Annotated in this window: 23 protein-coding genes; 13 read left to right on the top strand and 10 right to left on the bottom strand. The window is 59.4% G+C overall.

Annotation, left to right across the window (positions count from 1 at the left end):
* Window positions 1–147 precede the first annotated feature (147 nt).
* A complete protein-coding gene (locus AB3G35_RS02675; protein ID WP_369782284.1) occupies window positions 148–1,473 on the top strand; it encodes a HipA domain-containing protein in 1,326 nt (441 codons plus the stop codon).
* Window positions 1,470–1,745 carry a helix-turn-helix domain-containing protein gene (locus tag AB3G35_RS02670; RefSeq protein ID WP_095005390.1) on the top strand — a complete coding sequence of 92 codons (276 nt, stop codon included), beginning with the start codon at window positions 1,470–1,472 and terminating at the stop codon, window positions 1,743–1,745. The genes AB3G35_RS02675 and AB3G35_RS02670 overlap by 4 nt, the downstream gene beginning before the upstream one ends.
* A 56-nt stretch (window positions 1,746–1,801) precedes the next feature.
* Here AB3G35_RS02670 and AB3G35_RS02665 read toward each other — a convergent pair whose 3' ends face one another.
* From AB3G35_RS02665 to AB3G35_RS02655, 3 genes are read right to left on the bottom strand one after another with little or no spacing between them, the layout of a single operon-like run.
* On the bottom strand, window positions 1,802–2,482 hold the full coding sequence (locus AB3G35_RS02665) for a GNAT family N-acetyltransferase (protein ID WP_369782283.1): 681 nt from the start codon (window positions 2,480–2,482) through the stop codon (window positions 1,802–1,804).
* A 14-nt stretch (window positions 2,483–2,496) separates the two neighbouring features.
* Window positions 2,497–2,946: an N-acetyltransferase family protein gene (locus tag AB3G35_RS02660; RefSeq protein ID WP_369782282.1), complete on the bottom strand. Its 450-nt coding sequence runs from the start codon at window positions 2,944–2,946 to the stop codon at window positions 2,497–2,499.
* A gap of 6 nt (window positions 2,947–2,952) precedes the next feature.
* Window positions 2,953–3,582 carry an FMN-binding negative transcriptional regulator gene (locus tag AB3G35_RS02655; protein ID WP_369782281.1) on the bottom strand — a complete coding sequence of 210 codons (630 nt, stop codon included), beginning with the start codon at window positions 3,580–3,582 and terminating at the stop codon, window positions 2,953–2,955.
* Between the two features lie 89 nt (window positions 3,583–3,671).
* On the opposite strand from AB3G35_RS02655, the gene AB3G35_RS02650 reads away from it, so the two are divergent.
* Window positions 3,672–5,228 (top strand): PLP-dependent aminotransferase family protein, encoded by a 1,557-nt coding sequence (locus AB3G35_RS02650; protein ID WP_369782280.1) that lies wholly within the window; start codon window positions 3,672–3,674, stop codon window positions 5,226–5,228.
* A gap of 102 nt (window positions 5,229–5,330) precedes the next feature.
* On the opposite strand, the gene AB3G35_RS02645 is transcribed toward AB3G35_RS02650, so the two are convergent.
* From AB3G35_RS02645 to aspA, 5 genes are all read right to left on the bottom strand, one after another.
* Entirely contained in the window at window positions 5,331–6,362 is a 1,032-nt protein-coding gene (locus tag AB3G35_RS02645; protein WP_016782931.1) for a histone deacetylase family protein, read from the bottom strand.
* Window positions 6,363–6,490: 128 nt separating this feature from the next.
* On the bottom strand, window positions 6,491–7,483 hold the full coding sequence (locus tag AB3G35_RS02640) for an AraC family transcriptional regulator (RefSeq protein ID WP_169870269.1): 993 nt from the start codon (window positions 7,481–7,483) through the stop codon (window positions 6,491–6,493).
* Window positions 7,484–7,663: 180 nt separating this feature from the next.
* Window positions 7,664–8,668 carry an asparaginase gene (locus AB3G35_RS02635; RefSeq protein WP_134050397.1) on the bottom strand — a complete coding sequence of 335 codons (1,005 nt, stop codon included), beginning with the start codon at window positions 8,666–8,668 and terminating at the stop codon, window positions 7,664–7,666.
* Between the two features lie 56 nt (window positions 8,669–8,724).
* Window positions 8,725–10,146, bottom strand: a complete 1,422-nt coding sequence (locus AB3G35_RS02630) for a sodium:alanine symporter family protein (protein ID WP_088378555.1) — start codon at window positions 10,144–10,146, stop codon at window positions 8,725–8,727.
* A gap of 411 nt (window positions 10,147–10,557) precedes the next feature.
* On the bottom strand, window positions 10,558–11,982 hold the full coding sequence (aspA, locus tag AB3G35_RS02625; protein ID WP_016782935.1) for an aspartate ammonia-lyase: 1,425 nt from the start codon (window positions 11,980–11,982) through the stop codon (window positions 10,558–10,560).
* Between the two features lie 180 nt (window positions 11,983–12,162).
* Here aspA and AB3G35_RS02620 point away from each other — a divergent pair, with 180 nt between their 5' ends.
* The 5 genes from AB3G35_RS02620 (at window position 12,163) to AB3G35_RS02600 (ending at window position 15,870) form a co-directional block, all read left to right on the top strand.
* Window positions 12,163–13,080 carry a LysR substrate-binding domain-containing protein gene (locus tag AB3G35_RS02620; RefSeq protein WP_016782936.1) on the top strand — a complete coding sequence of 306 codons (918 nt, stop codon included), beginning with the start codon at window positions 12,163–12,165 and terminating at the stop codon, window positions 13,078–13,080.
* A 231-nt stretch (window positions 13,081–13,311) separates the two neighbouring features.
* On the top strand, window positions 13,312–13,803 hold the full coding sequence (purE, locus tag AB3G35_RS02615; protein WP_016782937.1) for a 5-(carboxyamino)imidazole ribonucleotide mutase: 492 nt from the start codon (window positions 13,312–13,314) through the stop codon (window positions 13,801–13,803).
* An 11-nt stretch (window positions 13,804–13,814) separates the two neighbouring features.
* Entirely contained in the window at window positions 13,815–14,900 is a 1,086-nt protein-coding gene (locus tag AB3G35_RS02610) for a 5-(carboxyamino)imidazole ribonucleotide synthase (RefSeq protein WP_169845769.1), read from the top strand.
* Between the two features lie 104 nt (window positions 14,901–15,004).
* Window positions 15,005–15,253 (top strand): GlsB/YeaQ/YmgE family stress response membrane protein, encoded by a 249-nt coding sequence (locus AB3G35_RS02605; protein ID WP_016782939.1) that lies wholly within the window; start codon window positions 15,005–15,007, stop codon window positions 15,251–15,253.
* Window positions 15,254–15,333: 80 nt separating this feature from the next.
* On the top strand, window positions 15,334–15,870 hold the full coding sequence (locus AB3G35_RS02600) for a DUF3299 domain-containing protein (protein ID WP_106116861.1): 537 nt from the start codon (window positions 15,334–15,336) through the stop codon (window positions 15,868–15,870).
* Between the two features lie 112 nt (window positions 15,871–15,982).
* Here AB3G35_RS02600 and AB3G35_RS02595 read toward each other — a convergent pair whose 3' ends face one another.
* Together AB3G35_RS02595 and AB3G35_RS02590 are read right to left on the bottom strand one after the other, a co-directional pair.
* Window positions 15,983–16,882, bottom strand: a complete 900-nt coding sequence (locus AB3G35_RS02595; protein WP_134050399.1) for a D-hexose-6-phosphate mutarotase — start codon at window positions 16,880–16,882, stop codon at window positions 15,983–15,985.
* Window positions 16,883–16,904: 22 nt separating this feature from the next.
* Window positions 16,905–17,306, bottom strand: a complete 402-nt coding sequence (locus AB3G35_RS02590) for an acyl-CoA thioesterase (protein ID WP_003438129.1) — start codon at window positions 17,304–17,306, stop codon at window positions 16,905–16,907.
* Window positions 17,307–17,679: 373 nt separating this feature from the next.
* Between AB3G35_RS02590 and AB3G35_RS02585 the strand changes: the two genes are divergently transcribed.
* From AB3G35_RS02585 to pstB, 5 genes are all read left to right on the top strand, one after another.
* Window positions 17,680–18,969: an MFS transporter gene (locus tag AB3G35_RS02585; RefSeq protein ID WP_016782942.1), complete on the top strand. Its 1,290-nt coding sequence runs from the start codon at window positions 17,680–17,682 to the stop codon at window positions 18,967–18,969.
* A 167-nt stretch (window positions 18,970–19,136) separates the two neighbouring features.
* Window positions 19,137–20,123, top strand: a complete 987-nt coding sequence (locus AB3G35_RS02580) for a phosphate ABC transporter substrate-binding protein PstS (protein ID WP_016782943.1) — start codon at window positions 19,137–19,139, stop codon at window positions 20,121–20,123.
* Window positions 20,124–20,340: 217 nt separating this feature from the next.
* Window positions 20,341–22,626 carry an ABC transporter permease subunit gene (locus AB3G35_RS02575; RefSeq protein WP_016782944.1) on the top strand — a complete coding sequence of 762 codons (2,286 nt, stop codon included), beginning with the start codon at window positions 20,341–20,343 and terminating at the stop codon, window positions 22,624–22,626.
* Between the two features lie 15 nt (window positions 22,627–22,641).
* Complete coding sequence (pstA, locus tag AB3G35_RS02570; protein ID WP_016782945.1) at window positions 22,642–24,312, top strand: phosphate ABC transporter permease PstA; 1,671 nt, start codon at window positions 22,642–22,644, stop codon at window positions 24,310–24,312.
* Between the two features lie 155 nt (window positions 24,313–24,467).
* The gene (pstB, locus tag AB3G35_RS02565) at window positions 24,468–25,301 is read left to right on the top strand and encodes a phosphate ABC transporter ATP-binding protein PstB (protein ID WP_016782946.1); all 834 of its coding nucleotides are present in this window, start codon (window positions 24,468–24,470) and stop codon (window positions 25,299–25,301) included.
* The last annotated feature ends 81 nt before the right edge of the window (window positions 25,302–25,382 follow it).

Here is a 25,382-nt window from a genome sequence, read left to right as displayed (position 1 = left end):
GCAATTTAATACAGCTGGTGAAGTTTCATTGATCCTGAATCTGCATTTAAATACATTTTATCGACTGGAAAAACTATTAAACTGCACTATATTGCACTTATATAATCATTTTATGTCTATGAAGTGCATTAAAATGCAGGTGCAAGCATGTTTCAGCTAACCCTTCAGCTCTACAGCGCCGGCCAATGGCAGGACGCAATGACGCTGGTTTTTCCTGCGCCGGATAAAGACCTGGATGGCCCCTGCCGCTTGGGGTACAAGCAGGATTACCTTGTGCAAAACCTGGAGGCCATCGAAAGCCCCTTTCTCTGCTCGGTGAGTGCTCGCTTGCCGCTTGGGTGGGATGCACAAGTCTTGAAAAAGGCCCCGGCTTTTCTGCACGATATCGCGCCAGCAGGCGCGGCAAAAAAAATCCTGATTAAGCAAATAGGGCGGGAAAAGCCTGAGGGCCTGAGCATTGATTTATTTTTGCTCGGCCACAGCACGCCTGCGCCAATAGGTCACCTGCGTATAAAAGAGTCGTTTCAGCGGCTGGATATGTTTGCCCCGCTGGGCTTCTCCCGTCAGGACGTGATTGAACGCGACAACAGCTTCCTTGAATACGCTCACGAGCAGGGCGCTGCAATTGGCGGTGCCACAGGGGCGGGTGGCGAGGCGCCCAAGTTGTTGATGGCTGAGGGCGCAGACGGTCTGTTGTACCCCGATGCCACTTTGGCAGACGCTGGTGTCAGGCAGCACTGGTTTATCAAGTTTGCGCGTAACCAGGCACTGGAGCTGGATGGCACCATCCTGCGCAGCGAATTCATGTACTACAAGGCCCTGCAAAAGTTGGGTATCGAGACTGTTCCTGTCCAGGGGCTGGCGCTGGAGGAAGGGCGCAAGCCAAGCCTGTGGATGCAGCGCTTTGATCGCAAGGTCACAGCGCAAGGCGTCGAGAGGCTTGCTGTGGAATCTGTATATTCCCTCGCGCAAGTCACTGAGCCTGGCAGCGACATGACGCACCTTGAGGTGCTTGAGCTGTTGGTTGCGCTCTGGAAGCAGGCCGGCCAGCAAGACCAGATTGCAGATCTGGTGGCCGAATACCTGCGCCGCGACCTGCTCAACAAAATCCTCGGCAATAGCGATAACCATGGTCGCAACACTGCGCTCATCCGTGGCGTTGATTCATTTCGCCTCGCGCCAATCTATGACTTGGCCCCAATGGTGATGGATAGCGAAGGCATTACGCGCACGACCAAGTGGTCGCGGGATGTAGAGCGTGCAGGGCAAGTTGATTGGCGTGCCGCCTGTGAGTCGATAGGCGGGCTTATTGAGCCGCAAGCGGCTTTTGAGCGCCTGCGTGCCGATGCCGAGCAGTTACGGGCACTGCCTGATTTGCTTCGCGCCGAGGGTTTGCCGGAGCTGACAATGAATCATCCGCAAATTGCCCTCAAAAACCTCGACCAACGCCTGCGCCAGTGGGGTTTGAAATGACGCTCAGCATTGATGCACGCCAGTTGATGATTGAAAGTATCGAGGCTGCGCTGGCCCAGGGCAGCATCACCCTGGGCGAGGCGGTAAAGCGATTTCGCGTAAACGTGACCGGATTGCAGCAAACGCAGTTTGCCCGCATGTGCAAAATCTCGGTGCGGACCCTGATTCAAATCGAGCACGACGAAGGCAACCCCACGCTTAAATCCATGAACGCAGTCTTCAAGCCCTTCGGCCTGCAAATGGGCGTGGTTCGCTTGCCGCGAAAATTTTAAACCCTCTTCTCACGCAAAAACGCCCAACAGTCCTTGTTGGGCGCACTGATCAAATTTTATACAGCTTTGCCCCGGCATTCTTCCAGGGTCTTTATTTGGCCGCTTTCTGGTTGGTTATCCAGTGCCAGCCATTTTTCGAACCCTACCGCTACTGCGGGCCATTCCGTACTAATGATACTGTACCATGTGGTATCACGATTCTTGCCTTTGACCAACATGTGCTGTCGGAATACGCCTTCGTATGTGTACCCCAATCGTACTGCTGTACGCTTTGAGCGAGTGTTGTCGTTGTTGCACTTCCACTCCAGACGACGGTTGCCCAGGGCGAAGGCTTCCCTGGCCAGCAGGTAGACGGCCTCGGTGCTTTTGGGCGAGCGCTGCATGGGGGCGCCAAAGGCAACGTGGCCGATCTCGATGCGCCCGTGTTCCGGGACGATGCACATCAGGCTGAGCAGGCCTTGTGCCTCACCGCTCGACTTGTCGATAACGGCATAAAAATGTGGGTCGCGGCTGGCAGCATGGTTTTGCAGCCAGGCATCAAATGCCGGCCGCTCATTGAAGGGGCCGTAGGGCAAGTAGTCCCAAAGCTTGGGATCGGCCTTTGGCCCTTGTAAGGCTAGCCATAGTTCATCGCCATGACGTGCGGGGTCGAGCTTTTCCAGACGAATGAATCGTCCTTCAAGGGTGCGGGTATCCGGTGTTCTGGCCGCCAGCCAGTGTTCTAGAGAGTCGGGCATTGCGCGTTCCTTATTTATGACAAGGTTTTGCGAAACTGAATAAAGCCGGGGCGCTCGCCAATGCGCTCATACAACTGAATGGCCGTGGTGTTGGTTTCCTGGGTAAGCCAATGAACTTTGCAGCAATCCTTGTCGTGGGCGGCGCCATATACGTGTTCGATCAGCTGGCGCCCAACGCCCTTGCCGCGCACCTCGGGGCTGACAAACAGGTCTTGAAGATAGCAGGCGTTTTTGATGCTCCAGTTGGTGCGGTGATAAACGCACTGCACCATGCCCACTGCTTTATCACCTTGCCAGGCCAGAGCCAGGGTGGTCGGTTCTGCCGGATCGAGGAACCGCGACCAGGTGGACTGGGTGATGTCATCGGACAGTTCGGTCTTGTAAAAGCGCAGGTAGGCCTGCCACAGCGGTAGCCACTGTTCGCGATCGGCGGCGGTGGCGGGTTTGATCTGGATTTGAGTCATTTTCAGTTATTCCTTAACCATTAAATGAGCGAGTGCGTGGTCTTGCGGGTTGCTGTTGGCCAGCAGGCCCTGGCGCACGCCGGCCTGGTCGGCGGCGTCGCGGTTCTGGCTGAGTTTGCGTTTGCCTTGCAGGCGAGTGATGGGCAGGCGAAAACCCACAATGGCCTTGAGCATGCTGTCGATATAGTCGTCTGGTGCATCGCTGACCGCCCAAGGGGCGGGGCGCCCGGCTTCGTGTTGGCTGCTCAGGCGGCTGACCAGCGCCAGCAAGCGCTCGGCATCCTCGAATACCTCGGCCGTGCCATAGGCATGTACGGCCAGGTAATTCCAGGTGGGCACGGCTTTGCCGTGGTCGGCCTTGCTCGGGTAAAAGGACGGGCTGATATAGGCCTGCTCGCCGGCGAAGATCACCAGGCTCTCGCTGCCTTGCGCCAGTGCCTTGCCGTGCGGGTTGGCGCGGGCAAGGTGCCCGTACAACGTGCCGTACGCGCCTTCGTCCGGCGCCAACAGCAAAGGCACATGGCTGGCGAGCAAGCCCTGGCTGGTGTGTGTGACCAGGACGGGCAGGGGGCAGGCCTGCATCTGCTGGTGCAGGCTTTCGATGTTGTCTACGGCGAAGGCACGGGGTACGTACATGGAAATTATCCTTGGCGAATGGCTTCATCCTAGGCAGGCTATTGGTTGGTTGTAAGAGCCATTAATGGTCATTTTCATAGGTCCAATCCATGAGTGATTCAGCGCTGTCCATTGCCTTCAACCCTGCCGGCATCGAGCTTGATCCGAAAAAGGGCCTGAGCCGCCAGCTGTATCAGGCATTGCGCCAGCGCGTGCTGGATGGCCGCTTGAGTGGCGGCTCGCGCTTGCCTGCCAGTCGTGACATGGCGAGCGCCCTGGGGATTTCCCGCAATAGCGTGGTGCGGGCCTATGACCAGTTGTATGCCGAAGGTTTTATTGAGGGGAGGGTTGGGGACGGCACCTATGTCGCAAAATTGCCAGCCAAAGCCCTGCCCCTGAAAAAGTTGTCCACCAACTTATCCACAGGGTTTTCAACAAGCTTATCCCCAGGGTTATCCACAAAATCAGCCGAAATACCTGTAATTACATCCAGTAAAGTTATCCACAGTACAGCGCTAAGCAGGGTTGCCGAGCACGCGCTTGACCTGCCTCCAAGCGGCGTTCCGCGTGCTTTTCGAGTGGGAGTTCCGGCGTTCGACTTATTCCCTTTCGAGGTATGGAGCAAGCTGCAGGCGGCTTTTTGGCGTAAGCCGGACTTGCAACAGCTGTGTTATGGCGACCCGGCTGGCGATGAGCGACTGCGTGGGTTGATCGCGGCCTATTTGCGTACTTCGCGGGGTTTATCGTGCTCGGCTGAACAAATTTTGATCACCAGTGGCGCGCAGCAAGGAATTAGCCTTTGTGCACAGCTGCTGGTGGAGCCCGGCGAGGGGGTGGCTGTGGAAAACCCCGGCTATCGCGCAGCGGCCTATGCCTTTGCGATTGCCGGGGCGAATGTGCAGGGCGTGGCGGTGGATCAGGACGGTATGGACTGTTCAGCGCTGGCGCACTTGAACAACTGTCGGCTGGCCTATGTAACGCCTTCTCATCAATACCCCATTGGAGTCACCCTGAGCCTGGCCCGGCGCCTGGAGCTGCTGGCCTGGGCCGAGCGCACGCAAGGCTGGATTGTCGAGGACGACTACGATGGCGAGTACCGCTACAGCGGCGCGCCGCTGGCCCCGTTGGCGGCTTTGGACCGCAGCGGGCGGGTGATTTATGTGGGTACCTTCGGCAAGGTGGCGTTTCCGGCGTTGCGCCTGGGGTACCTGGTACTGCCCAAGGGGCTGACAGAGCCTTTTGCCCGGCGCCGCTCGCTGGATATGCGTCATTCGGAGGTCAGCACCCAGGCGGTAATGGCCGAATTTATGGCGGCGGGGCATTTTCAACGGCATATCCGCCGGATGCGTCGTGCGGCGTTGAGCCGCCGCGATGTGTTGCTGGCCAACTGGCCACGGGATGTCGCGGGGGTTGGGGCGATGCCGGCGATTGCTGCCGGGTTGCATGTGGCTGTGCCGGTTGCGGGGTTGGCCCGTGAGCAGGAACTGCTGGCGCAGGCCCGGGCGGTGGACGTGGAAATCAACGGGCTGAGCAGTTATTGGCAGCAAGACTCGGTCGAGCCTGTGGATAACCGCGCCGGTTTGGTGCTGGGATTTGCAGCAGTGCCGGAGGTGGAAATCAAGGCGGCGCTGGAGCGGCTGGGCAAGGTGTGGAATGGCGGGCATTGAACTTGTGGGAGCGGGTTTGCCCGCGATGGCATCAGCGCATCAATCCGGGCAAACCCCGCCGCCTGAAGCGCGACCAAGCCCGTTCCCACAGGGCGGGCTTGCTCATTGCGCGCGTTCAAACCCCTCCAGCACATTCACCGCATTCACGCCGATTTCTTCAACCGCGTAACCGCCTTCCATCACAAATAAGGTCGGTTTACCCAGCCGCGCAATACGCTCGCCCATGCGCAGGTAGTCCGGGCTGTCGAGCTTGAACTGGGAGATCGGGTCGTTCTTGAATGTATCCACACCCAGGGAAACCACAATCACATCAGCGTCGTAACGCTCAATCTCGGCGCAGGCCAATTCCAGCGCTGCGCTCCAGCGGTCCCAGGCCGAGCCTGCGGGCAGTGGGTAATTAAAATTGAAGCCTTCACCCGGCCCTTCACCCAGCTCGTCTTCATAGCCCAAAAAGAACGGAAACTCGGCTTCAGGATGGCCGTGGATTGAGGTAAACAGGACGTCATTACGGTCATAGAAAATCGACTGCGTGCCATTGCCGTGATGGTAGTCCACGTCGAGGATCGCCACCTTGCTGCGGCCCTGATCGAGAAAGGCCTGGGCGGCAATGGCGGCGTTGTTCAGGTAGCAGTAACCACCCATCAGGTCGCTGGCGGCGTGATGACCCGGCGGGCGGCAAAGTGCGAAAGCGCTGTGGGCGCCGTTTTGAATTTCAGCTTGAGCCGTCAGGGCTACTTGCGCAGCACTGTAGGCCGCTTGCCAAGTGCCTGCGGTAATAGGTGCGCCGCCGTCGAAGCTGTAATAACCCAACTGGCCGTGCAGGCTGGTGGGCAGTACGGCGCGCAAGGTTCGGGCGGGCCAGGTGTAGGGCAGCAAGTCGCCATCGCGGCCATGTTCGGTCCAGCGATCCCACGCACCCTGGAAAAAATCCAGATAAGCACTGCTGTGAATTCGCTCGACAGGCCCACGGCCAAAATCTTGAGGCGCACGCACGGGGCCGAGTTCACGAGTCTGGACACGTTGCAGAATATGGTCGGCGCGAGAGGGCATTTCAAAGCAGGGCATCAGTTGCCCGTCCATCAACTCACAACGGCCATGATGCAGGTGATGATCGTCCGAATAGATCGTCAGCATGTTCTTGTTCTCCCAAGGCTTGAGCGCTGGCTTACAGTTTTGCGGCGCAGGGCGTTTGAGAGAACGGCAGGAGCGGCCAAAACGAGATGGATACGGCCAAAATAGCTGACCGCAATTGGCCCCCTGAATCAGGCTCGAAACTGGCTGGGTGCGACCCCGCTCCAGCGCACAAACGCATGGCGAAAGCTGGCGGTTTCACTGAAGCCCAGGGCTTCGGCAATCTGGTAGATGGGCCATTCGGTGTCGTTGAGCAGCAGCTTGGCTCGCTCAAAGCGCAGGTCGTCGAGCAGTGTCTGGTAGCTGCAGCCCACATCGTGCAAATGCCGGCGCAGTGTGCGTGGCGAGCAGTTCATTTGTTCGGCCAGGCCTTCAAGCCCGGGGGCGGCATGCAGTTGTGCAGCCAGTAACTGACGAATACGCTCCAGCCAGGTTTGCCGCCCGGTGAATTCCAGATTCTGTTTGCGACAGCGCTCGGCCATCGCCTGATGGGTGACGGTGTCGGCCAGTGGCAAAGGCTGGTCGAGCCAGCTTTTGGCAAAGGCAAAACCATTGCCGTGGGCCTCGAACTGGCGTGGGCAATCGAAACTTAGCCCGTAGCGGGCGTGGTAGTCCGGTGCGCTGTGGGCAAAGCGTGCCCCTGATAGTGGCAACCGTTGGCCCAGCAGGTCTTCACAAATGACCTTGAGCGAGGCCAGGCACAGCTCGGTATTGAACACCGCCATTTGCGGGTTCTCGGCATAACCATTGGCGCAGAACCAGACCTGTTCGCCTTCGACCTCCAGGCTCAGCTCAAAAAGTGTTCCCAGCAGCGCCGGGTAGCGTAAAGCCAGACGCAATGCGTCACCTAAGGTGGCACTGGTGAGTAAGGCGTAACCGAGCATGCCGTAGGACGACACATGCATACGTCGCCCCAGTTCCAGGCCGATTTCGCGGCGCAGGGCTACGGCATTGGCGCATACGCGCATTTCCTGGTTGGTGGTGATGCGCGTGTCTGCACGGCTCAAGTCCGCTGCGCGGATACCGCTACCGGCCAACAGCGCTTCGCTGGGCAGGCCTTCGGCGTTGAAGGTGCTAAGCACCAGCGAGACGGCGTTGAGCGTGGTGAGATGAGAGTGGAGCATGCCCGTTTCCTGCCTGAGAGGTGCAGGAAACGAGCAAGTTGTGTGCCGGGGGATGTACATCAAACCTGTAGCCGCTGCCGCAGGCTGCGATAAGGGCCGCAGGACCTTCAATCAAGGCGGGCCTGCTGCGCAGTCCATCGCAGCCTGCGGCAGCGGCTACACAGGGTGAGGTATGGGCCTTTACGCCAGCTCCCCGCACACATCCAGTTCGACCAGCCGGCGCACTTCAGCCAGGAGCAGGTCGGCGCCCAGCAACGCATGCAGCTTGCCGAACACGGCCTCGCGGGTCATGCCGCCGCCCGAGAGTACGCCCGCCCCACGCAAGCGGCTGCCTGCTTCGTACACGTCCAGTTCCACACCGCCTTCATGGCATTGGGTGATAGCCACAACCACGATGCCGTTTTCCTGCGCCCGTTGCAGGCTGGCGAGAAAGTCCGGGTTGTCACTGGGGCCGGTGCCGCTGCCGAAGCACTCCAGTACCAGGGCCTCGATTCCGCTGTTGAGCAGGGCGTCGAGCTGGGCCGCGCCAATGCCCGGCACCAGCGGCAACACGCCCACGTTGGCCTCATGTTTGGGGTGGCTGTAGGCCAGTTCGGCCGGGAGGGAAGTCGCCCTGGCTCCGCCGCCGTTGCGTGTCAGTGTCACAAATGGGTTTCGGCCAAAGCTGCGCACTTTGGCGCAGCGTGTGGGTGCCATCAGCTTGCCGTGAAAGTACAGCTGCACACCATGCGGCTGGCCCTGGCCCAGCGCCTGCAAGGCACCACTGACGTTTTCCCAAGCATCGCTGTCGGGTACGCCGGCTGGCAGCATGGAGCCGGTAAACAGCACCGGCGCCGGCAAGCCCAGCAGTTGAAAGCACATGGCCGCAGCGCTGTAGGCCAACGTGTCAGTGCCATGCAGGACCAGGACGCCATCGCAGCCATCCTTGTCCACGGCTTCGATGATCGCGGCCCGCAGGCGCAGCCAGTAGGCCGGGGTCATGTTGGCGCTGTCGATCAGCGGGCTCATTTCGCGAAAGGACCACTGTGGTACTTGTAACTGCGGTTGGCTGGCCAGGTGCTCGCTCATGCGCGCTTCAAAACCCGAGGCTGGCGCCAGGCCGCTGGCGCTGGCCTGCATGCCGATGGTGCCGCCGGTGTAGAGCACCCTGACGCGTTGGGCGGTGTGATGAGTGGCTGCGGTCATTGTTGAGTCCCCATAAGCAAAAACGCGGCGGTTCTGGAGAACCGCCGCGTCAAGTATCAGCGTTGTGTGTCTTCGGCCTTGGTGGCCGGCTTTGGCGGCCAGGCCTTCAGATCGAGATCCAGGTCCGGAAATTTACTGGAATCGAACACGGGTGTCTTGATCCCCGCGCGGCGCTGGTCATCGTAATCCTTGAGCACGCGCATGCAAATCTTGAACAGCATCGCCAGGGCAACCAGGTTGACGAAGGCCAGCATGGTCATGGCAATGTCGGCAAAGGCGAAGACCGTTTGCAGGTTCTCGATCGAGCCCCAAAAGATCAGCACCAGTACCAGGGCGCGATAACCCATCAGCGCCTTGCGGCTTTCGCCAACCAAAAAGCGCAGGTTGTTCTCGCCCAGATAGTAGTTGTAGAGCATCGAGGTGAACACGAACAGGGCCAGGGCCACGCTGATAAACACACGACCCCATTCACCCACTACGGCTGCCAGGGAGTTCTGGGTCAGGGCAATGCCGTCGCCTTCAAAGCCCGGGGTGTAGAAACCCGACAACAGAATCAGCAAGGCCGTACAGGTGCAGATCACGAAGGTGTCGAGGAATACGCTGAACGCCTGCACCACGCCTTGGGCGATCGGGTGTTCAACATCGGCCACGGCGGCCACGTTCGGGGCACTGCCCAGACCGGCTTCGTTGGCGAACACGCCACGTTTGACGCCCATCACGATTGCACTGCCGATCAGACCACCGAACACCGGGTCCAGGCCGAAGGCGCTTTTAACGATATGACCCAGCATGGCGGGCACATGGTCGAATTGCAGCACGATCACATACAGGGTGACCGCGATATAGGCTAGGGTCTTGACCGGTACCAGCAGGTCAGCCACCGAAGCGATACGTTTGATACCGCCGATGAACACCAGACCCAGCAGGATGGCGATGGCCAGGCCCGAGTAGTTGACCTTGAAGCCGAAGGCGTCTTGCAACGAGTGGGTCACGGCATGAGCTTGCAGGCCCATGAAGGCAAAACCGAAGGTGATCAGCAGCAAAACTGCCATCAGTTTACCCATCCAGGCTTTGCCCAGGCCGTACTTCATATAGAAGGAAGGGCCGCCGCGCAGTTGACCTTCCGAGTCCCGACGCTTGTACAGCTGGCCCAGGGAGCATTCGATCAGGCTGCTGGACATGCCGACCAGTGCGGTCACCCACATCCAGAACACGGCACCGGGGCCGCCCAGGGTCACGGCAATACCGACGCCGGCAATGTTGCCCGCGCCCACACGGCCGGCCAGGCTCAGCATCAATGCCTGAAACGAGCTCAACTCACCGGCGCTGCTGCGCAGGCTGTCCTTGAATACCGAAAACATGTGCAGGAAGTAACGAAACTGAACGAAACGCGAGCGGATCGTGAAGTAGCCACCGAGCCCGACCATGAGCACGATTAGCACTTTCCCTGAGAGGAAGTCATTGATGACTTCAAGCATGGATTATTCCTCGCTGTTTTTATCTGATGGCAACACGGGCGGGTCGAAATATCGCGTTACACCTGCTTGAGCAAGGCATAAACGTAGGCGATCAAGGCGACCCTGGCCATGTTGCTGCTTGGTTTACGATGCTGTTTCCGTGCTGACGATGGCCGCTGGTGCTGGGGCCGGGCACAGGAAGAGGGCCGGCACTATACCTAGGAGTGTGGGAAGCGTCTGCATAAGTGACTGAATTTTCATGTGTGAGTTGTCAGATATGACCTCTAAATATGCCTGATTTGGCTTCATTTCTTGTGGGAGCAGGCATCGAATAACAGGCAAAAAAAAGGGCCTGCAGACGTGTCTGCAAGCCCTCAAAAGGTGAGAGGTGTCTAGTCCCTCGACCTGGTGAGCGTTGAGCGTGTTACAGCATCAGGCCTTGAGAGGCACCAGACGCGGAGCAATCATGTTTTCCGGGCGCAGGATGTCGTCGAGCATGGCGTCGTCGAGCAAGCCTTCTTCGCGCACCAGTTCCAGCACGCCGCGGCCGCTTTCAAGAGCGATACGGGCGATGCGGGTGGCGTTTTCATAGCCGATGTACGGGTTAAGTGCAGTCACCAGACCAATCGAGTGCTCGACCAGTTCACGGCAGCGCGCTTCGTTGGCCGTGATGCCGGTGATGCAGTGCTCGCGCAGCATGTCCATGGCGCGTTGCAGCAGGCGGATCGAGTCGAAGATCTTGAATGCGATCAACGGCTCCATCACGTTCAGTTGCAGCTGGCCACCTTCGGCGGCGATGGTCAGGGCCAGGTCGTTACCGATGATCTGGAACGCCACCTGGTTGACGGCTTCCGGGATAACCGGGTTGACCTTGCCTGGCATGATCGAGCTGCCTGGCTGACGTGCTGGCAGGTTGATTTCGTTGATGCCAGTGCGTGGGCCGCTGGACAGCAGGCGCAAGTCGTTGCAGATCTTCGACAGCTTGACCGCGGTACGCTTGAGCATGCCGGAGAACAGTACGAAGGCGCCCATGTCGGAAGTGGCTTCGATCAGGTCGGCAGCCGGTACCAGCGGGTGACCGCTGATGGTCGCCAGGCGGTTCACGGCCAGCATCTGGTAGCGCGGGTCGGCGTTGATGCCGGTACCGATGGCGGTGCCACCCAGGTTCACTTCAGTCAGCAGCTCTGGCGCCAGGGTTTTCAGGCGGGCCAGGTCTTCACTCAATGTCGTGGCGAAGGCGCGGAACTCTTGACCCAGGGTCATCGGCACGGCGTCTTGCAGCTGGGTACGGCCCATTTTCAGGACGTGGCTGAACTCGACGCCTTTGGCCGCGAACGACTGGATCAGGCTGTCGAGGCTGGCCAGCAGTGCGTCGTGACCCAGCAACAGGCCCAGACGGATGGCCGTCGGGTAGGCGTCGTTGGTCGACTGCGCCATGTTGACGTCGTTGTTCGGGTGCAGGTATTGGTATTCGCCCTTCTGATGGCCCATGGCCTCCAGCGCGATGTTGGCGATGACTTCGTTGGCATTCATGTTGGTTGAAGTGCCAGCGCCGCCTTGAATCATGTCCACCACGAACTCTTCGTGGAAATCGCCGCGGATCAGACGTGCACAGGCTTCGCTGATGGCAGCGTGCTTGGCATCGCTGAGATGACCCAACTCACGGTTGGCGTCAGCAGCGGCCTGTTTCACCATGGCCAGGCCCACAACCAGCTTCGGGTAATGCGAAATCGGAACGCCCGAGAGACGGAAGTTGTTCACCGCTCGCAGGGTCTGGATGCCGTAATACGCTTGAGCGGGTACTTCGAGTACGCCAAGCAGGTCTTTTTCGGTACGGAAAGATGCAGCGGAGGACATGATAGAAATCATCTCGATATGAACCCGGTCTGGGCCGGAACGCTGCGAATCCTAGGCCTGCAGTCTATTTTGGGCCAATGCCTTTAAACACTATCCTATGCATAAACGGCATAATAGCGACGTGACGCGGCAGGCGCGTCGAGCGTGTGACCCATTTTGGTGCGCGTCCGGGAGGACTCGATGAATCTCGAAAGTAAATGGTTGGAGGACTTCAGTGCCTTGGCTGCGACCCGCAGTTTTTCCCAGGCAGCAGAGCGCCGCTTCGTCACTCAGCCGGCTTTCAGCCGGCGTATTCGCAGCCTGGAAGCGGCGCTGGGGCTGACCTTGGTGAATCGTTCCCGCACCCCGGTGGAGTTGACTGCGGCCGGTCAGCTGTTTTTGGTCACGGCGCGCACCGTGGTCGAGCAGTTGGGTGAGGTGTTGCGTCACCTGCATCACCTCGAAGGCGGGCAGGGCGAGGTCATGCAAGTGGCTGCGGCGCACTCCCTGGCACTGGGATTTTTCCCGCGCTGGATCGCCCAATTGCGCAATGAAGGGCTGAACATCGCCACACGGCTGGTTGCGACTAACGTCGGAGACGCCGTGCATGCTTTGCGCGAAGGCGGCTGCGATTTGATGCTGGCTTTTTACGATCCTGATGCGGCCTTGCAGATGGATCCGGAAATTTTCCCGTCCCTGCACCTGGGTAATACCGAAATGCTCCCGGTGTGCGCGGCCGATGCCGACGGCAAGCCGTTGTTCGACCTGGAAGGCGATGCCAGTGTGCCGTTGCTGGCCTATAGCGCCGGGGCGTTTTTGGGCCGCTCGGTGAATTTGCTGCTGCGCCAGCGTAGCCTGCGTTTTACCACTATCTATGAGACCGCGATGGCCGACAGCCTTAAAAGCATGGCGCTCGAAGGGTTGGGTATTGCCTGGGTGCCACATTTGAGCGTGCGTGCCGAGCTGGCGCGGGGCGAGCTGGTGGTGTGCGGTGGCCCGCAATGGCATGTGCCGCTGGAGATTCGCCTGTACCGCTGTGCCCTGGTGCGCAAGGCCAACGTGCGGTTGTTGTGGCGCAAGCTGGAGAACCCGACCGGCCAGGCACCAGTGCCCACCTGAACCGATTTTTTACCCTGACCTAAGAGTCAATAAAACCGGGCGTCCGGGCGGTTTTTGCCGGTCAAGACAGATGGTCGCCAAAGGTGCTTTCAAGGCACATGTTTGGGGTATACTGCGCGGCCTTCGGCTGGCTTGACCGGCCTTAATTCCTATAACAAGCCACGTCGGATCCTCCACGTGGCTTGTTGTTTTTTGACGCGCCTGCGGGCGCCCAAGAGAAGAGGCGCGACGATGAGTGCACTGGTAGGCGTGATCATGGGCTCCAAGTCCGATTGGTCCACCCTCAGCCACACCGCCGATATGCTGGAAAAACTCGGCATTCCCTACGAAGTGAAAGTGGTCTCTGCCCACCGCACTCCGGATCTGCTGTTCCAGTATGCCGAAGAGGCCGAAGGCCGCGGGATCGAGGTCATCATCGCCGGTGCCGGTGGCGCAGCCCACCTGCCAGGCATGTGTGCCGCCAAGACCCATTTGCCAGTACTGGGCGTGCCAGTGCAATCGGCCATGCTGTCGGGCGTCGACTCGCTGCTGTCGATCGTGCAGATGCCTGCGGGCATTCCGGTCGCCACCCTGGCCATCGGCAAGGCGGGCGCGATCAACGCGGCGCTGCTGTCGGCGAGCATCCTGGGCGCCAAGCACCCGCAGTTCCATACCGTTTTGAAAGCATTCCGTGCTGAACAGACAGACAGCGTGCTGGACAATCCAGACCCGCGCGTAGCCTGAGGTTTCTGACGATGAAAATCGGTGTAATCGGTGGCGGCCAACTGGGCCGCATGCTGGCCCTGGCGGGTACTCCGCTGGGCATGAACTTCGCTTTCCTGGACCCGGCACCCGATGCCTGCGCCGCCTCGTTGGGCGAGCACTTGCGTGCGGACTACAGCGACCCGGACCATTTGCGCCAGTTGGCTGACGAAGTCGACCTGGTAACATTCGAGTTCGAAAGCGTTCCGGCTGAAACCGTGGCTTTCCTGTCGCAATTCGTCCCGGTGTACCCGAGTGCCGAAGCGCTGCGCATTGCTCGCGACCGCTGGTTCGAAAAAAGCATGTTCAAGGACCTGGGCATTCCGACGCCGGCATTTGCCGACATCCAGTCCCAGGCAGACCTGGACGCAGCAGTGGCCAGCATCGGCCTGCCTGCCGTGCTCAAGACCCGCACCCTGGGCTATGACGGCAAGGGCCAGAAAGTGCTGCGCACCGCTGCTGATGTAGTGGATACGTTTGCCGAGCTGGGCAGTGTGGCGTGCCTGCTGGAAGGTTTTGTACCTTTCACTGGCGAAGTGTCGTTGATTGCCGTGCGCGGTCGCGATGGCGAAACGCAGTTCTACCCGTTGGTACACAACACCCACGACAGCGGCATTCTCAAGCTGTCGGTTGCCAGCACCAATCACCCGCTGCAGGCCCTGGCTGAAGATTACTCCAGCCGTGTGCTCAAGCAGCTGGATTATGTCGGCGTGATGGCGTTCGAGTTCTTTGAAGTCGACGGTGGCCTCAAGGCCAACGAAATCGCCCCGCGTGTGCATAACTCCGGGCACTGGACCACTGAAGGCGCCGAGTGCAGCCAGTTCGAAAACCACTTGCGCGCCATTGCTGGCCTGCCGCTGGGTTCGACGGCCAAGGTGGGCGAAAGCGCCATGCTCAACTTTATCGGCAGCGTGCCGCCGGTTGAGAAGGTGATTGCCATTGCCGACTGCCATCTGCATCACTACGGCAAGGCGTTCAAGGTCGGCCGCAAGGTCGGTCATGCCAACCTGCGCTGCGCCGACATGGCGACGCTGCAAGCGCAAATCCTCAAGGTTGAAGCCCTGATCGACGAAGCGTAAATCGCTTTGCACGGAACCATTGGGTTGCCGCTACCCTCTGATGGCGTGATGCCAAAGTGCTGACTAGGCTTTGGTAAAACGCCATCAATCAAGAGGACGCGTCCATGGGCATCATCGGAACCATTTTTATCGGCTTGATCGTTGGCCTGCTGGCTCGTTTCCTGAAACCGGGTGACGACAGCATGGGCTGGATCATGACCATCCTGCTGGGTATCGGCGGCTCGCTGGCGGCGACCTATGGTGGTCAGGCGATTGGTATCTACAAGGCAGGCGAGGGTGCCGGCTTTATCGGTGCTGTAGTTGGCGCCGTGATCTTGCTGGTGATCTACGGCCTGGTGTCGAAAAAGTCCTGATTAAACGCTTTGGTTCTCTCTGCGCCAGCCGCAGAGAGAGCTAAGATGTGCGCGTTGATTTCTCACCTGTCGAGTTTTGCATGCGCCGTCTTCTCCTGACTATTCTTTTGCTGGGCTCAGGCCTGGCACACGCGGCAGAATTGCCCGAAACCGACTGGCTGGAACTGATGCCCAAGTCGGATCAAGTGGCCCTTGAGCAAATGCCCGAAATTGACCATGACTCGCCCGAGGCAAACGGTACGTTTACCGACAAGGGCGGATTGAAGCAGAGCAAGGGCCTGCCCGCGGTGATGTATTCGAGCAAGACAGTGGCCAGCATGAACGGCAAGAATATCCGTTTGGGTGGCTACCCTGTGCCTCTGGAAACAGACGCCAAGGGGCGCAGCACGCTGTTTTTCCTGGTGCCGTACCCGGGCGCCTGCATTCATGTACCGCCTCCGCCGCCCAATCAGTTGGTGTTGGTGCGCTACCCCAAAGGCCTGAAGCTGGACGACATCTACACGCCGCTGTGGGTGATGGGCACGCTGAAGGTCGAGAAGGTTAGCAATGACCTGGCCGATGCGGCCTATGCGCTCGATGCCAGCAAGGTGCGGGTGGTGGTTGAGGAAGACCTGTAGCGCCCTGAACGATGTGGGAGCGGGCTTGCTCGCGATGGCAGCAGCGCGGTTCACCTGACAGACCGCAGCGCCAGCATCGCAGGCAAGCCTGCTTGCAGAGGTTTAGTGCGTATCAGGCGCTCAGGCGCTTGCTTGCAATACTCACACCCAACGTATGGCTGGCGCCCGGCGCCAGGGTGATGATGTCTTCCATCACATTGGCGGTTTCGATGCACAGCATGCGCTGCCAGCCATCTGCGGCCATATCGCCGAGCGTGGCGGTCTTGTCGATCCACGGATTCCAGATCACTGCCGAGCGCGACCCACGGCTGGTCAGCTCAAGGGTGCGCGACCAGTCTGGGTCGACAATGCTCAGCTGTTGCGGGGTATCGAGGTAGATACGGTCGGTTTCGCCACTGAAGGTCAACTCGCCCGCTTGCTCAACCCGTTTCCAGTCTTCGAGGGTGTCGATATAGGTCAGGCCCTCGACGCCTTTGACCTGGACCTTGCGCACATCACTGACCGCGAAATAGCTGTGCAGGGCCTGGCTGATACTGACCGGGATATCACTGCGGTTATGGCTGGTGAGGCTGATATGCAGCTGGGTGTCGAGGCGGATGCTCAGGGTCAGCGCCACGTCGTGGGGCCAGCCGGGAAGGCCGCCTTCGATGTGGGGCAAGCCCAGCTCAATATGCAGCGCTTCACCGGCGTCATCGATCTCCAGCATTTCCCATTCGCGTGTACGCACCAAGCCGTGGGCCGTGGCAGGCTCATCGCTGTGGCGCATGGCCTGCACGCTCTGCGGGTTCATCGCCAGGTTGCCGAACCAGGGCCAACACACCGGTACGCCGGTGCGGATGCCGTGGCCTTGCTTGAACTGGGCTTTTTCGTTGAGCCAGATGATTGGCGGCTCATCACCCACCTGATAACTGAGAACCTGCGCGCCTTGCTTGGCGACCAGCAGTTGTGCCTGGCCATGCTGGAAGTGCCAGCACTCCAGTTCATCCAGGGTGACTGACTCAATGTGGTGCATGGCAGGTTCTCTATTGATAGGTTTAACGGCGTGGCGGAACGGAGCGGGTGCGGCCGCTGCCATCGATGGCGACAAATACAAAGACCGCTTCGGTCACTTTGCGCCATTCGCTGGACAACGGATCGTCACTCCACACTTCAACCATCATCTGGATCGAGCTGCGGCCGATCTCCAGTGCCTGGGTATAGAACGACAATTGTGCGCCCACCGCCACCGGTACCAGAAACGCCATACGATCAATCGCGACAGTGGCTACGCGGCCACCGGCAACCTTGCTGGCCATTGCGGTACCGGCCAGGTCCATTTGGGAGACCAGCCAGCCGCCAAAAATATCGCCGAAACCATTGGTCTCGCGCGGCAGGGCGGTGATTTGCAAGGCCAGGTCGCCTTGCGGGATTGGATCTTCTTGTTCGAGCTCTAGCATGCCTAAGGGCCTCTGACCCGTGATTCATCATAAGTACTGCGGGTGAAAAAGCGTCTTTAGAAAAACGATTCAGCCCGAACATACTACGTTCGTCACGTTCTTCATAAGCCGCACCAAGGGAAAACTCTGCGAAATCGGCTGAAGTGTCCAGCGGGCGTTTTCGCACAGCAACCTCAGAAGTTACCAAGTGTTTCTTACAGCGTGAGTATATCGGGCGACAGCCTGGCCGACGACCTCCGGATTCTGCTTTTTGGGTGCGCTGCACGTCTAGCTCTGTGCTTTTGCAAACAATTTGTTATCTTTCAAAACCTGCCCAGCCCTTGCCGGCGAAGTTGCAGCTTTTTGCCGCGCCTAATAAGAGAAGCAATACCCCATGATCACAGAGCCTTCCAGTGCTGCACCGCCTTCGCGGCCGTTAACCCGTAATGACTATAAAACCTTGTCGCTGTCTGCCTTGGGTGGTGCGCTGGAGTTTTACGATTTCATTATTTTTGTGTTTTTCGCCACCGTGGTCGGGAAACTGTTCTTCCCGGCAGATATGCCCGAGTGGCTACGCCTGATGCAAACCTTCGGCATTTTTGCCGCGGGTTACCTGGCGCGTCCTTTGGGCGGCATTGTCATGGCGCACTTTGGCGATCTGCTGGGGCGCAAAAAGATGTTCACCCTGAGCATCTTCATGATGGCCGTACCGACCTTGATCATGGGCTTGCTGCCTACCTATGCGCAGATTGGTATGTGGGCACCGATTCTGTTGCTGCTGATGCGCGTGATCCAGGGCGCGGCCATTGGCGGTGAGGTGCCCGGGGCCTGGGTGTTCGTGGCCGAGCATGTACCGCCACGGCATGTGGGCTACGCCTGTGGCACCCTGACTTGCGGGCTGACGGCGGGCATCTTGCTGGGTTCGTTGATGGCCACGGCAATCAACACGATCTATACACCGGCTGAAGTGTCTGACTTTGCCTGGCGGATTCCATTCCTGATGGGCGGTGTGTTCGGCCTGTTCTCGGTGTACCTGCGTCGCTGGTTGCACGAGACACCGGTCTTTGCCGAGTTGCAGCTGCGCAAGGCGCTGGCGGCAGAAGTCCCGCTCAAGACCGTGCTGCGCGACCATCGCGGGGCGATTGTGGTCTCCATGCTGCTGACCTGGCTGCTGTCTGCCGGGATCATCGTGGTCATTCTGATGACGCCCACGGTGCTGCAAACCATTTATGGTTTTTCAGCGACCACCTCGTTGCAGGCCAACAGCCTGGCGATCGTCTTCCTGAGCCTGGGTTGCATCGCCTCGGGCGCACTGGCTGACCGCTTTGGGGCGGGCAAGGTGTTTGTGATCGGTTGTGCCGGGTTGCTGATTACATCGTGGACCTTCTACCACAGCCTGCTGCAACACCCGGACTGGCTGTTCCCGCTGTACGCCTTGAGCGGCCTGTTTGTCGGCACCATCGGCGCCGTGCCTTATGTAATGGTTAAAGCCTTCCCGCCCGTGGTGCGTTTCAGCGGTCTGTCGTTTTCCTACAACCTGGCCTACGCCATTTTTGGCGGCCTGACCCCGATGGCCGTGACCCTGTTGCTCAAGGAAAGCCCGATGGGCCCGGCGTATTACGTGGCAATCATTTGCACGATGGGCCTGGTGGTCGGCGCTTATCTGTGGAAAAAGGGCCGCTGATCCAGGCCTGATCCGCCGCAACACCTCGTCCGCCTCTCCCCCGAAGGCCATCATTTGTAACGAATGATGGCCTTTCATCTAATTGTCACAATCGGTTCATAGAGTAGTCACATGGCCTGCAGATACTGGCCCCCGATTCATCTAACCCCGTTTGCTAGGAGTAAGGCATGAAACTGAAGCGTGTGATGGCGGCCCTGACTTTTGTCGCCGCAGGCGTTGCAACTGCCAATGCGGTTGCCGCTGGTGTTGACCCGGCTATTCAGCCCTACGTGAAGACCACTGGTGTGTCGGGCAACCTGTCCAGCGTTGGTTCTGACACCCTGGCGAACCTGATGACCTTGTGGGCCGAGGCGTACAAAAAAGAATATCCAAACGTAAACATCCAGATTCAAGCTGCCGGTTCTTCGACTGCGCCGCCTGCGATTACTGAAGGCACCGCTAACCTGGGCCCGATGAGCCGCAAAATGAAAGACAACGAACTGGCTGCCTTCGAGCAGAAGTACGGCTACAAGCCTACCGCTATCCCGGTAGCCGTGGATGCCCTGGCCGTGTTCGTGCACAAGGACAACCCGATCAAGCACCTGACCATGGAACAGGTTGATGCGATCTTCTCTTCGACCCGTCTGTGCGGCGCCAAAGCCGACGTTAAAACCTGGGGCGACCTGGGTGTGACCGGCGACCTGGCCAACAAGCCGGTTCAACTGTTCGGTCGTAACTCGGTATCCGGCACTTACGGCTACTTCAAGGAAGAAGCCCTGTGCAAAGGCGACTACAAGCCTAACGTGAACGAACAGCCAGGTTCGGCTTCGGTTGTGCAGTCGATCAGCAGCTCGCTCAACGGCGTCGGTTACTCGGGCATCGGTTACAAAACCGCCAGCGTGAAGACCGTGCCTTTGGCTAAAAAAGGCAGCACCGAGTTCATCGAAGACACCGAAGAAAACGCACTGAACGGCAAATACCCGCTGTCGCGTTTCCTCTACGTGTACGTGAACAAGGCGCCGAACAAGCCGCTGAACCCGCTGGAAGCCGAGTTCATCAAGCTGGTGCTGTCCAAGCAAGGTCAGGAAGTGGTCGTGAAGGATGGCTACATCCCGCTGCCAGCCAAGGTCGCTGCCAAAGCATTGGCTGACCTGGGTCTGAAAGAAGGCGCATAAGTAGACGCCATGTGGGAGCGGGCTTGCTCGCGATTCAGGCAACGCGGTACATCAGGCCTGTTGAGTTGATGCCATCGCGAGCAAGCCCGCTCCCACAGGGTTGCCACGCAACCGCTTCACCAAATTTTCCATTCCGCTGCCAGCACCGTCGGGCGGCGGATTTTTTGCGTCACTGCTTTGTCATCTTTCTGTCATACAGGACCGCTAGGGTGTGCGCATGAATGATCTGGCCAATTCCCCAATGACTACGACATCCGCTCCCAAGCGCATTGATTTCAATACGCCTGAACTGCAGCGCAAGCGCCGTATCCGCGCGCTTAAAGACCACCTGACCCGCTGGTATGTATTTATCGGCGGGCTTGCCGTGCTCGGCGCAATTACCCTGATTTTCTTCTTCCTGGGCTATGTGGTTTACCCGCTGTTCCAGGGCGCCGACCTGAACGCCAAGCAGGCGATCACGCCCGTATGGATGCAGGACGCCGGCAAGCCGCTGATGATCTCCGTCGAGGAGCAAAACCAGGTCGGCATGCGGGTCTCCGACAAGGGCATGGTGTTGTTCTTCAACGCGAAGAACGGCGAAGAGTTGTCGCGGGTCAACCTGCCGTTGCCGGCCGGTACGCAAGTGACTTCGCTGGGCGAAGACCAGCCGGGTAACCCGGTGGTGGTACTGGGCCTGTCCAACGGTCAGGCGCTGGTGTTCCGTCACAGCTATAAAGTCAGCTACCCCGATGGCAAGAAGACCATCACCCCGGCGATTGAGTACCCGTATGGCGAAACGCCAATCGTGCTCGACCCGCAGGGTGGTGCACTGGATCACGTCAACCTCAGCGTCAACGATTCAACGCTGGTGCTGGCCGGCTCCACGGGCTCGAAACTGAATGTGCTGTCACTGGCCCGCGAAGAAAACATGATGACCGATGAGGTCACCAACACCGAGACTCGTATCGACCTGCCGCAGATGACCGCGAAGGTCAAAGCGCTGTATATCGACCCGCGTCAGCAGTGGTTGTATGTGATCAATGATCGCGCCCAGGCCGATGTGTTCAGCCTGCGCGACAAAAGCCTCAACGGTCGCTACAAGCTGGTGGATGACGCAACCACCGAGATCACCGCCAGCACCCAGCTGGTGGGCGGTATCTCGCTGATCTTTGGCGATTCCAAGGGTGGCCTGAGCCAGTGGTTCATGGCCCGCGACCCGGATGGCGAGCAGCGCTTCAAGCATATCCGCAGCTTCCAGATGGGCACTTCGCCGATTGTTGAAATCACCGCCGAGCAACGCCGCAAGGGCTTCCTGGCCCTGGATGCGGCCGGCGAAATCGGTGTGTTCCACAGCACTGCACACCGCACCCTGCTGGTCGAGAAGGTTGCCGAAGGCCCTGGCATCATGGCGTTGTCGCCGCGTGCCAACCGCATCATCGTGGAAGAGGGCGGCAAGCTGCTGCCACTGACCTTGAAAAACCCGCACCCGGAAGTGTCCTGGAGCGCGCTGTGGAGCAAGGTCTGGTACGAGAACTACGACGAGCCTAAATACGTCTGGCAATCGACCGCCGCCAACACTGACTTCGAACCGAAGATGAGCCTTGCGCCATTGACCTTCGGTACCTTGAAAGCTGCGTTCTACGCGATGTTGCTGGCGGCTCCGCTGGCCGTTGCTGCAGCGATCTACACCGCTTACTTCATGGCACCGACCCTGCGCCGCAAGGTCAAGCCGGTGATCGAACTGATGGAAGCGATGCCGACGGTGATCCTCGGTTTCTTCGCCGGCCTGTTTCTGGCGCCGTATGTGGAAGGCCACTTGCCGGGTATTTTCAGCCTGCTGGTGCTGATGCCGATCGGCATTCTGGTGGCGGGCTTCAGCTGGAGCCGCCTGCCCGAGTCGATCCGCCTGCGTGTGCCGGAGGGCTGGGAAAGCCTGATCCTGATCCCGGTGATCCTGTTTGTGTGTGGCCTGTCGCTGTACATGAGCCCGTTTATGGAAGCCTGGTTCTTCGGTGGCGACATGCGCCTGTGGATCTCCCACGACCTGGGCATCACCTACGATCAGCGCAACGCCCTGGTGGTCGGCCTGGCGATGGGTTTCGCGGTGATCCCCAACATCTACTCCATTGCTGAAGACGCCGTGTTCAGCGTGCCTCGCGGCCTGACCCTGGGTTCGCTGGCGCTGGGTGCCACGCCGTGGCAGACCATGACCCGCGTGGTCATCCTGACCGCCAGCCCGGGGATCTTCTCGGCACTGATGATCGGTATGGGCCGTGCGGTCGGCGAGACGATGATTGTGTTGATGGCCACCGGTAACACCCCGGTCATGGAAATGAACCTGTTCGAAGGCCTGCGTACCCTGGCGGCGAACGTGGCGGTGGAAATGCCGGAGTCGGAAGTGGGCGGCAGTCATTACCGTGTGCTGTTCCTCTCGGCGTTGGTGCTGCTGCTGTTCACCTTCATCATGAACACTCTTGCCGAGCTGATCCGTCAGCGTCTGCGCAAGAAATATTCGTCGCTTTAAGGAAGGTAGAAGTCTGTGAAACAGAATTCCCTCAAAGGCTGGTTCAAGAGCGGCGCGCCAGGCGTCTGGATCAGCGGTGGTGCAGTGTCCATCGCCGTCATCATGACCATCGGCCTGCTGTCGGTGATCGCCGTGCGTGGCCTGGGTCACTTCTGGCCGGCCGATCTGATCCACGCTGAATACAACGTGCCGGGTGATGCCAATCACCTGGTCATCGGCGAAGTGGTGCAAAAGGAAGAAGTGCCCCGCGAGCGTCTGAAAAGCGCGGGCCTGCCGGTACCGGAACAAGGCCCGGAGTTCATGACCCGTGAGCTGATCAAGGTCGGCAACCGTGACTTGAACGGCAATGACTTTACCTGGGTGGTCGGCGAGTGGCTGACCAACCAGAGCACGCCACCCGAGTTGATGGCCATTGAGCGCCGCGAGTGGGGCAACTTCTACGGCTACCTGGTCAACGTCAAGGAAAACGGCAAGGTGGTGGCAGAAGGCGCTGCGGCCTGGCCGGAGCTGCAAGCGCGGGTCAAGCGGGTCAATGACCTGGCCTCGCAACTGAGCCAGCTTGAGAAGAAAGATATCGGTGCGATCAACTACGGGCTGGAGCGCATCCGCCTGCACGGTCGCAAGCTGGAACTGGAAGGCAAGCTGACGCCGCAGGCACAGGCCGACATGGAAGCCGAGCGCGCCGAGCTGAACGCACGCTACAAGGCCATCGAAGACCGGCTGGGCGAGTTGCATGCACAGTTCAACCGCGACAGCCTCACGGCCCGCGATGCCAACGGTAAAGAGCTGGAAATCGGCATTGGCAAAGTGGTCAAGGTCTACCAGCCGAACGCCATGAACAGCTGGCAGAAACTGGCGATGTACTTCAGCAATATCTGGGAATTCCTGAGCCAGGACCCGCGTGAAGCCAACACCGAGGGCGGGATCTTCCCGGCTATTTTCGGTACCGTGATGATGACCCTGATCATGGCGGTGATCGTGACGCCGTTTGGCGTGCTGGCGGCGGTTTACCTGCGTGAATATGCCAAGCAAAACACCCTGACCCGGGTTATCCGGATCGCGGTGAACAACCTGGCGGGTGTACCGGCCATTGTGTACGGCGTATTTGGTCTGGGTTTCTTTGTGTATGTGCTGGGCGGCTCGGTTGACCGTCTGTTCTTCGCTGAAGCATTGCCGGCGCCGACCTTTGGTACGCCGGGCCTGATGTGGGCTTCGCTGACTCTGGCGTTGCTGGCTGTGCCGGTGGTGATTGTGGCCACCGAAGAAGGGCTGGCGCGGATCCCGCGTACAGTGCGCGAAGGCTCGCTGGCGCTGGGTGCAACCAAATCGGAAACCCTGTGGAAAATCGTGTTGCCGATGGCCAGCCCGGCCATGATGACCGGCATGATCCTCGCCGTGGCCCGTGCTGCGGGTGAAGTGGCACCGCTGATGCTGGTCGGTGTGGTCAAGCTGGCGCCGTCGCTGCCGCTGGACGGCAACTATCCGTACCTGCACCTTGACCAGAAGATCATGCACCTGGGCTTCCATATTTATGACGTCGGCTTCCAGAGCCCCAACGTCGAAGCGGCCCGACCGCTGGTATACGCCACGGCGCTGCTGCTGGTACTGGTGATCGCGACCCTGAACCTGTCGGCCGTATGGATTCGTAACCACCTGCGCGAGAAGTACAAGGCGCTGGATAGCTGATAGACACAAGACCTGTGGGAGCGGGCTTGCCCGCGATGGTATCGGTAAGGTTTCAACGTGAAACCGAGGTGCCTGAATCGCGAGCAAGCCCGCTCCCACAGAAGAAACCCGGTGACTGAAAAACCGAAACGAATTTTTAGCGTATGGAGCAACCCATGCAGCATGAATCCTCAGCCCACGGCATCAACATGTCCGCCTTGGGTCGCACCAAACAAAGCTTGAACCTGGCCAACGAAGAAGTGGCCATTGAAGTACCCGGCCTGAATCTTTTCTACGGTGAAAAACAGGCACTGTACGACGTCAGCCTGAATATCCCGAAGCAACGGGTAACGGCGTTTATCGGTCCGTCCGGCTGTGGCAAGTCCACGCTGCTGCGCACCTTCAACCGCATGAACGACCTGGTGGACGGCTGCCGCGTCGAAGGCGAGATCAACCTGTACGGCAACAACATCTACCGCAAGGGCGAGGATGTGGCCGAGCTGCGTCGTCGCGTCGGCATGGTGTTCCAGAAGCCCAACCCGTTTCCAAAGACCATCTACGAAAACGTGGTGTATGGCCTGCGCATTCAGGGCATCAACAAAAAACGCGTGCTCGACGAAGCGGTCGAATGGGCCCTCAAGGGCGCGGCGTTGTGGGACGAAGTCAAAGACCGCCTGCACGACTCGGCACTGGGCCTGTCCGGCGGCCAGCAACAGCGTCTGGTGATTGCGCGTACCATCGCGGTCGAGCCCGAAGTGTTGCTGCTCGATGAACCGTGCTCGGCACTCGACCCGATCTCGACGCTGAAAGTCGAAGAGCTGATCTACGAACTCAAGTCCAAGTTCACCATCGTCATCGTGACCCACAACATGCAACAGGCGGCCCGGGTTTCGGATTACACGGCGTTCATGTACATGGGCAAGATGGTCGAGTACGGCGACACTGACACGCTGTTCACCAACCCGGCCAAAAAGCAGACCGAAGACTACATCACCGGGCGCTATGGCTAGTCTGAGCGGCATTGCCCGTTCGATGTCACGATAATTCGGCTGGCCGCTTACAGCGCGCAGCTCACAGCTTTTGCGGAGCAG

The sequence above is a fragment of the Pseudomonas sp. WC2401 genome (genome assembly GCF_041200115.1).
Classification (GTDB): domain Bacteria; phylum Pseudomonadota; class Gammaproteobacteria; order Pseudomonadales; family Pseudomonadaceae; genus Aquipseudomonas; species Aquipseudomonas fragi.
This window is presented reverse-complemented; position numbering and strand designations above follow the sequence as displayed.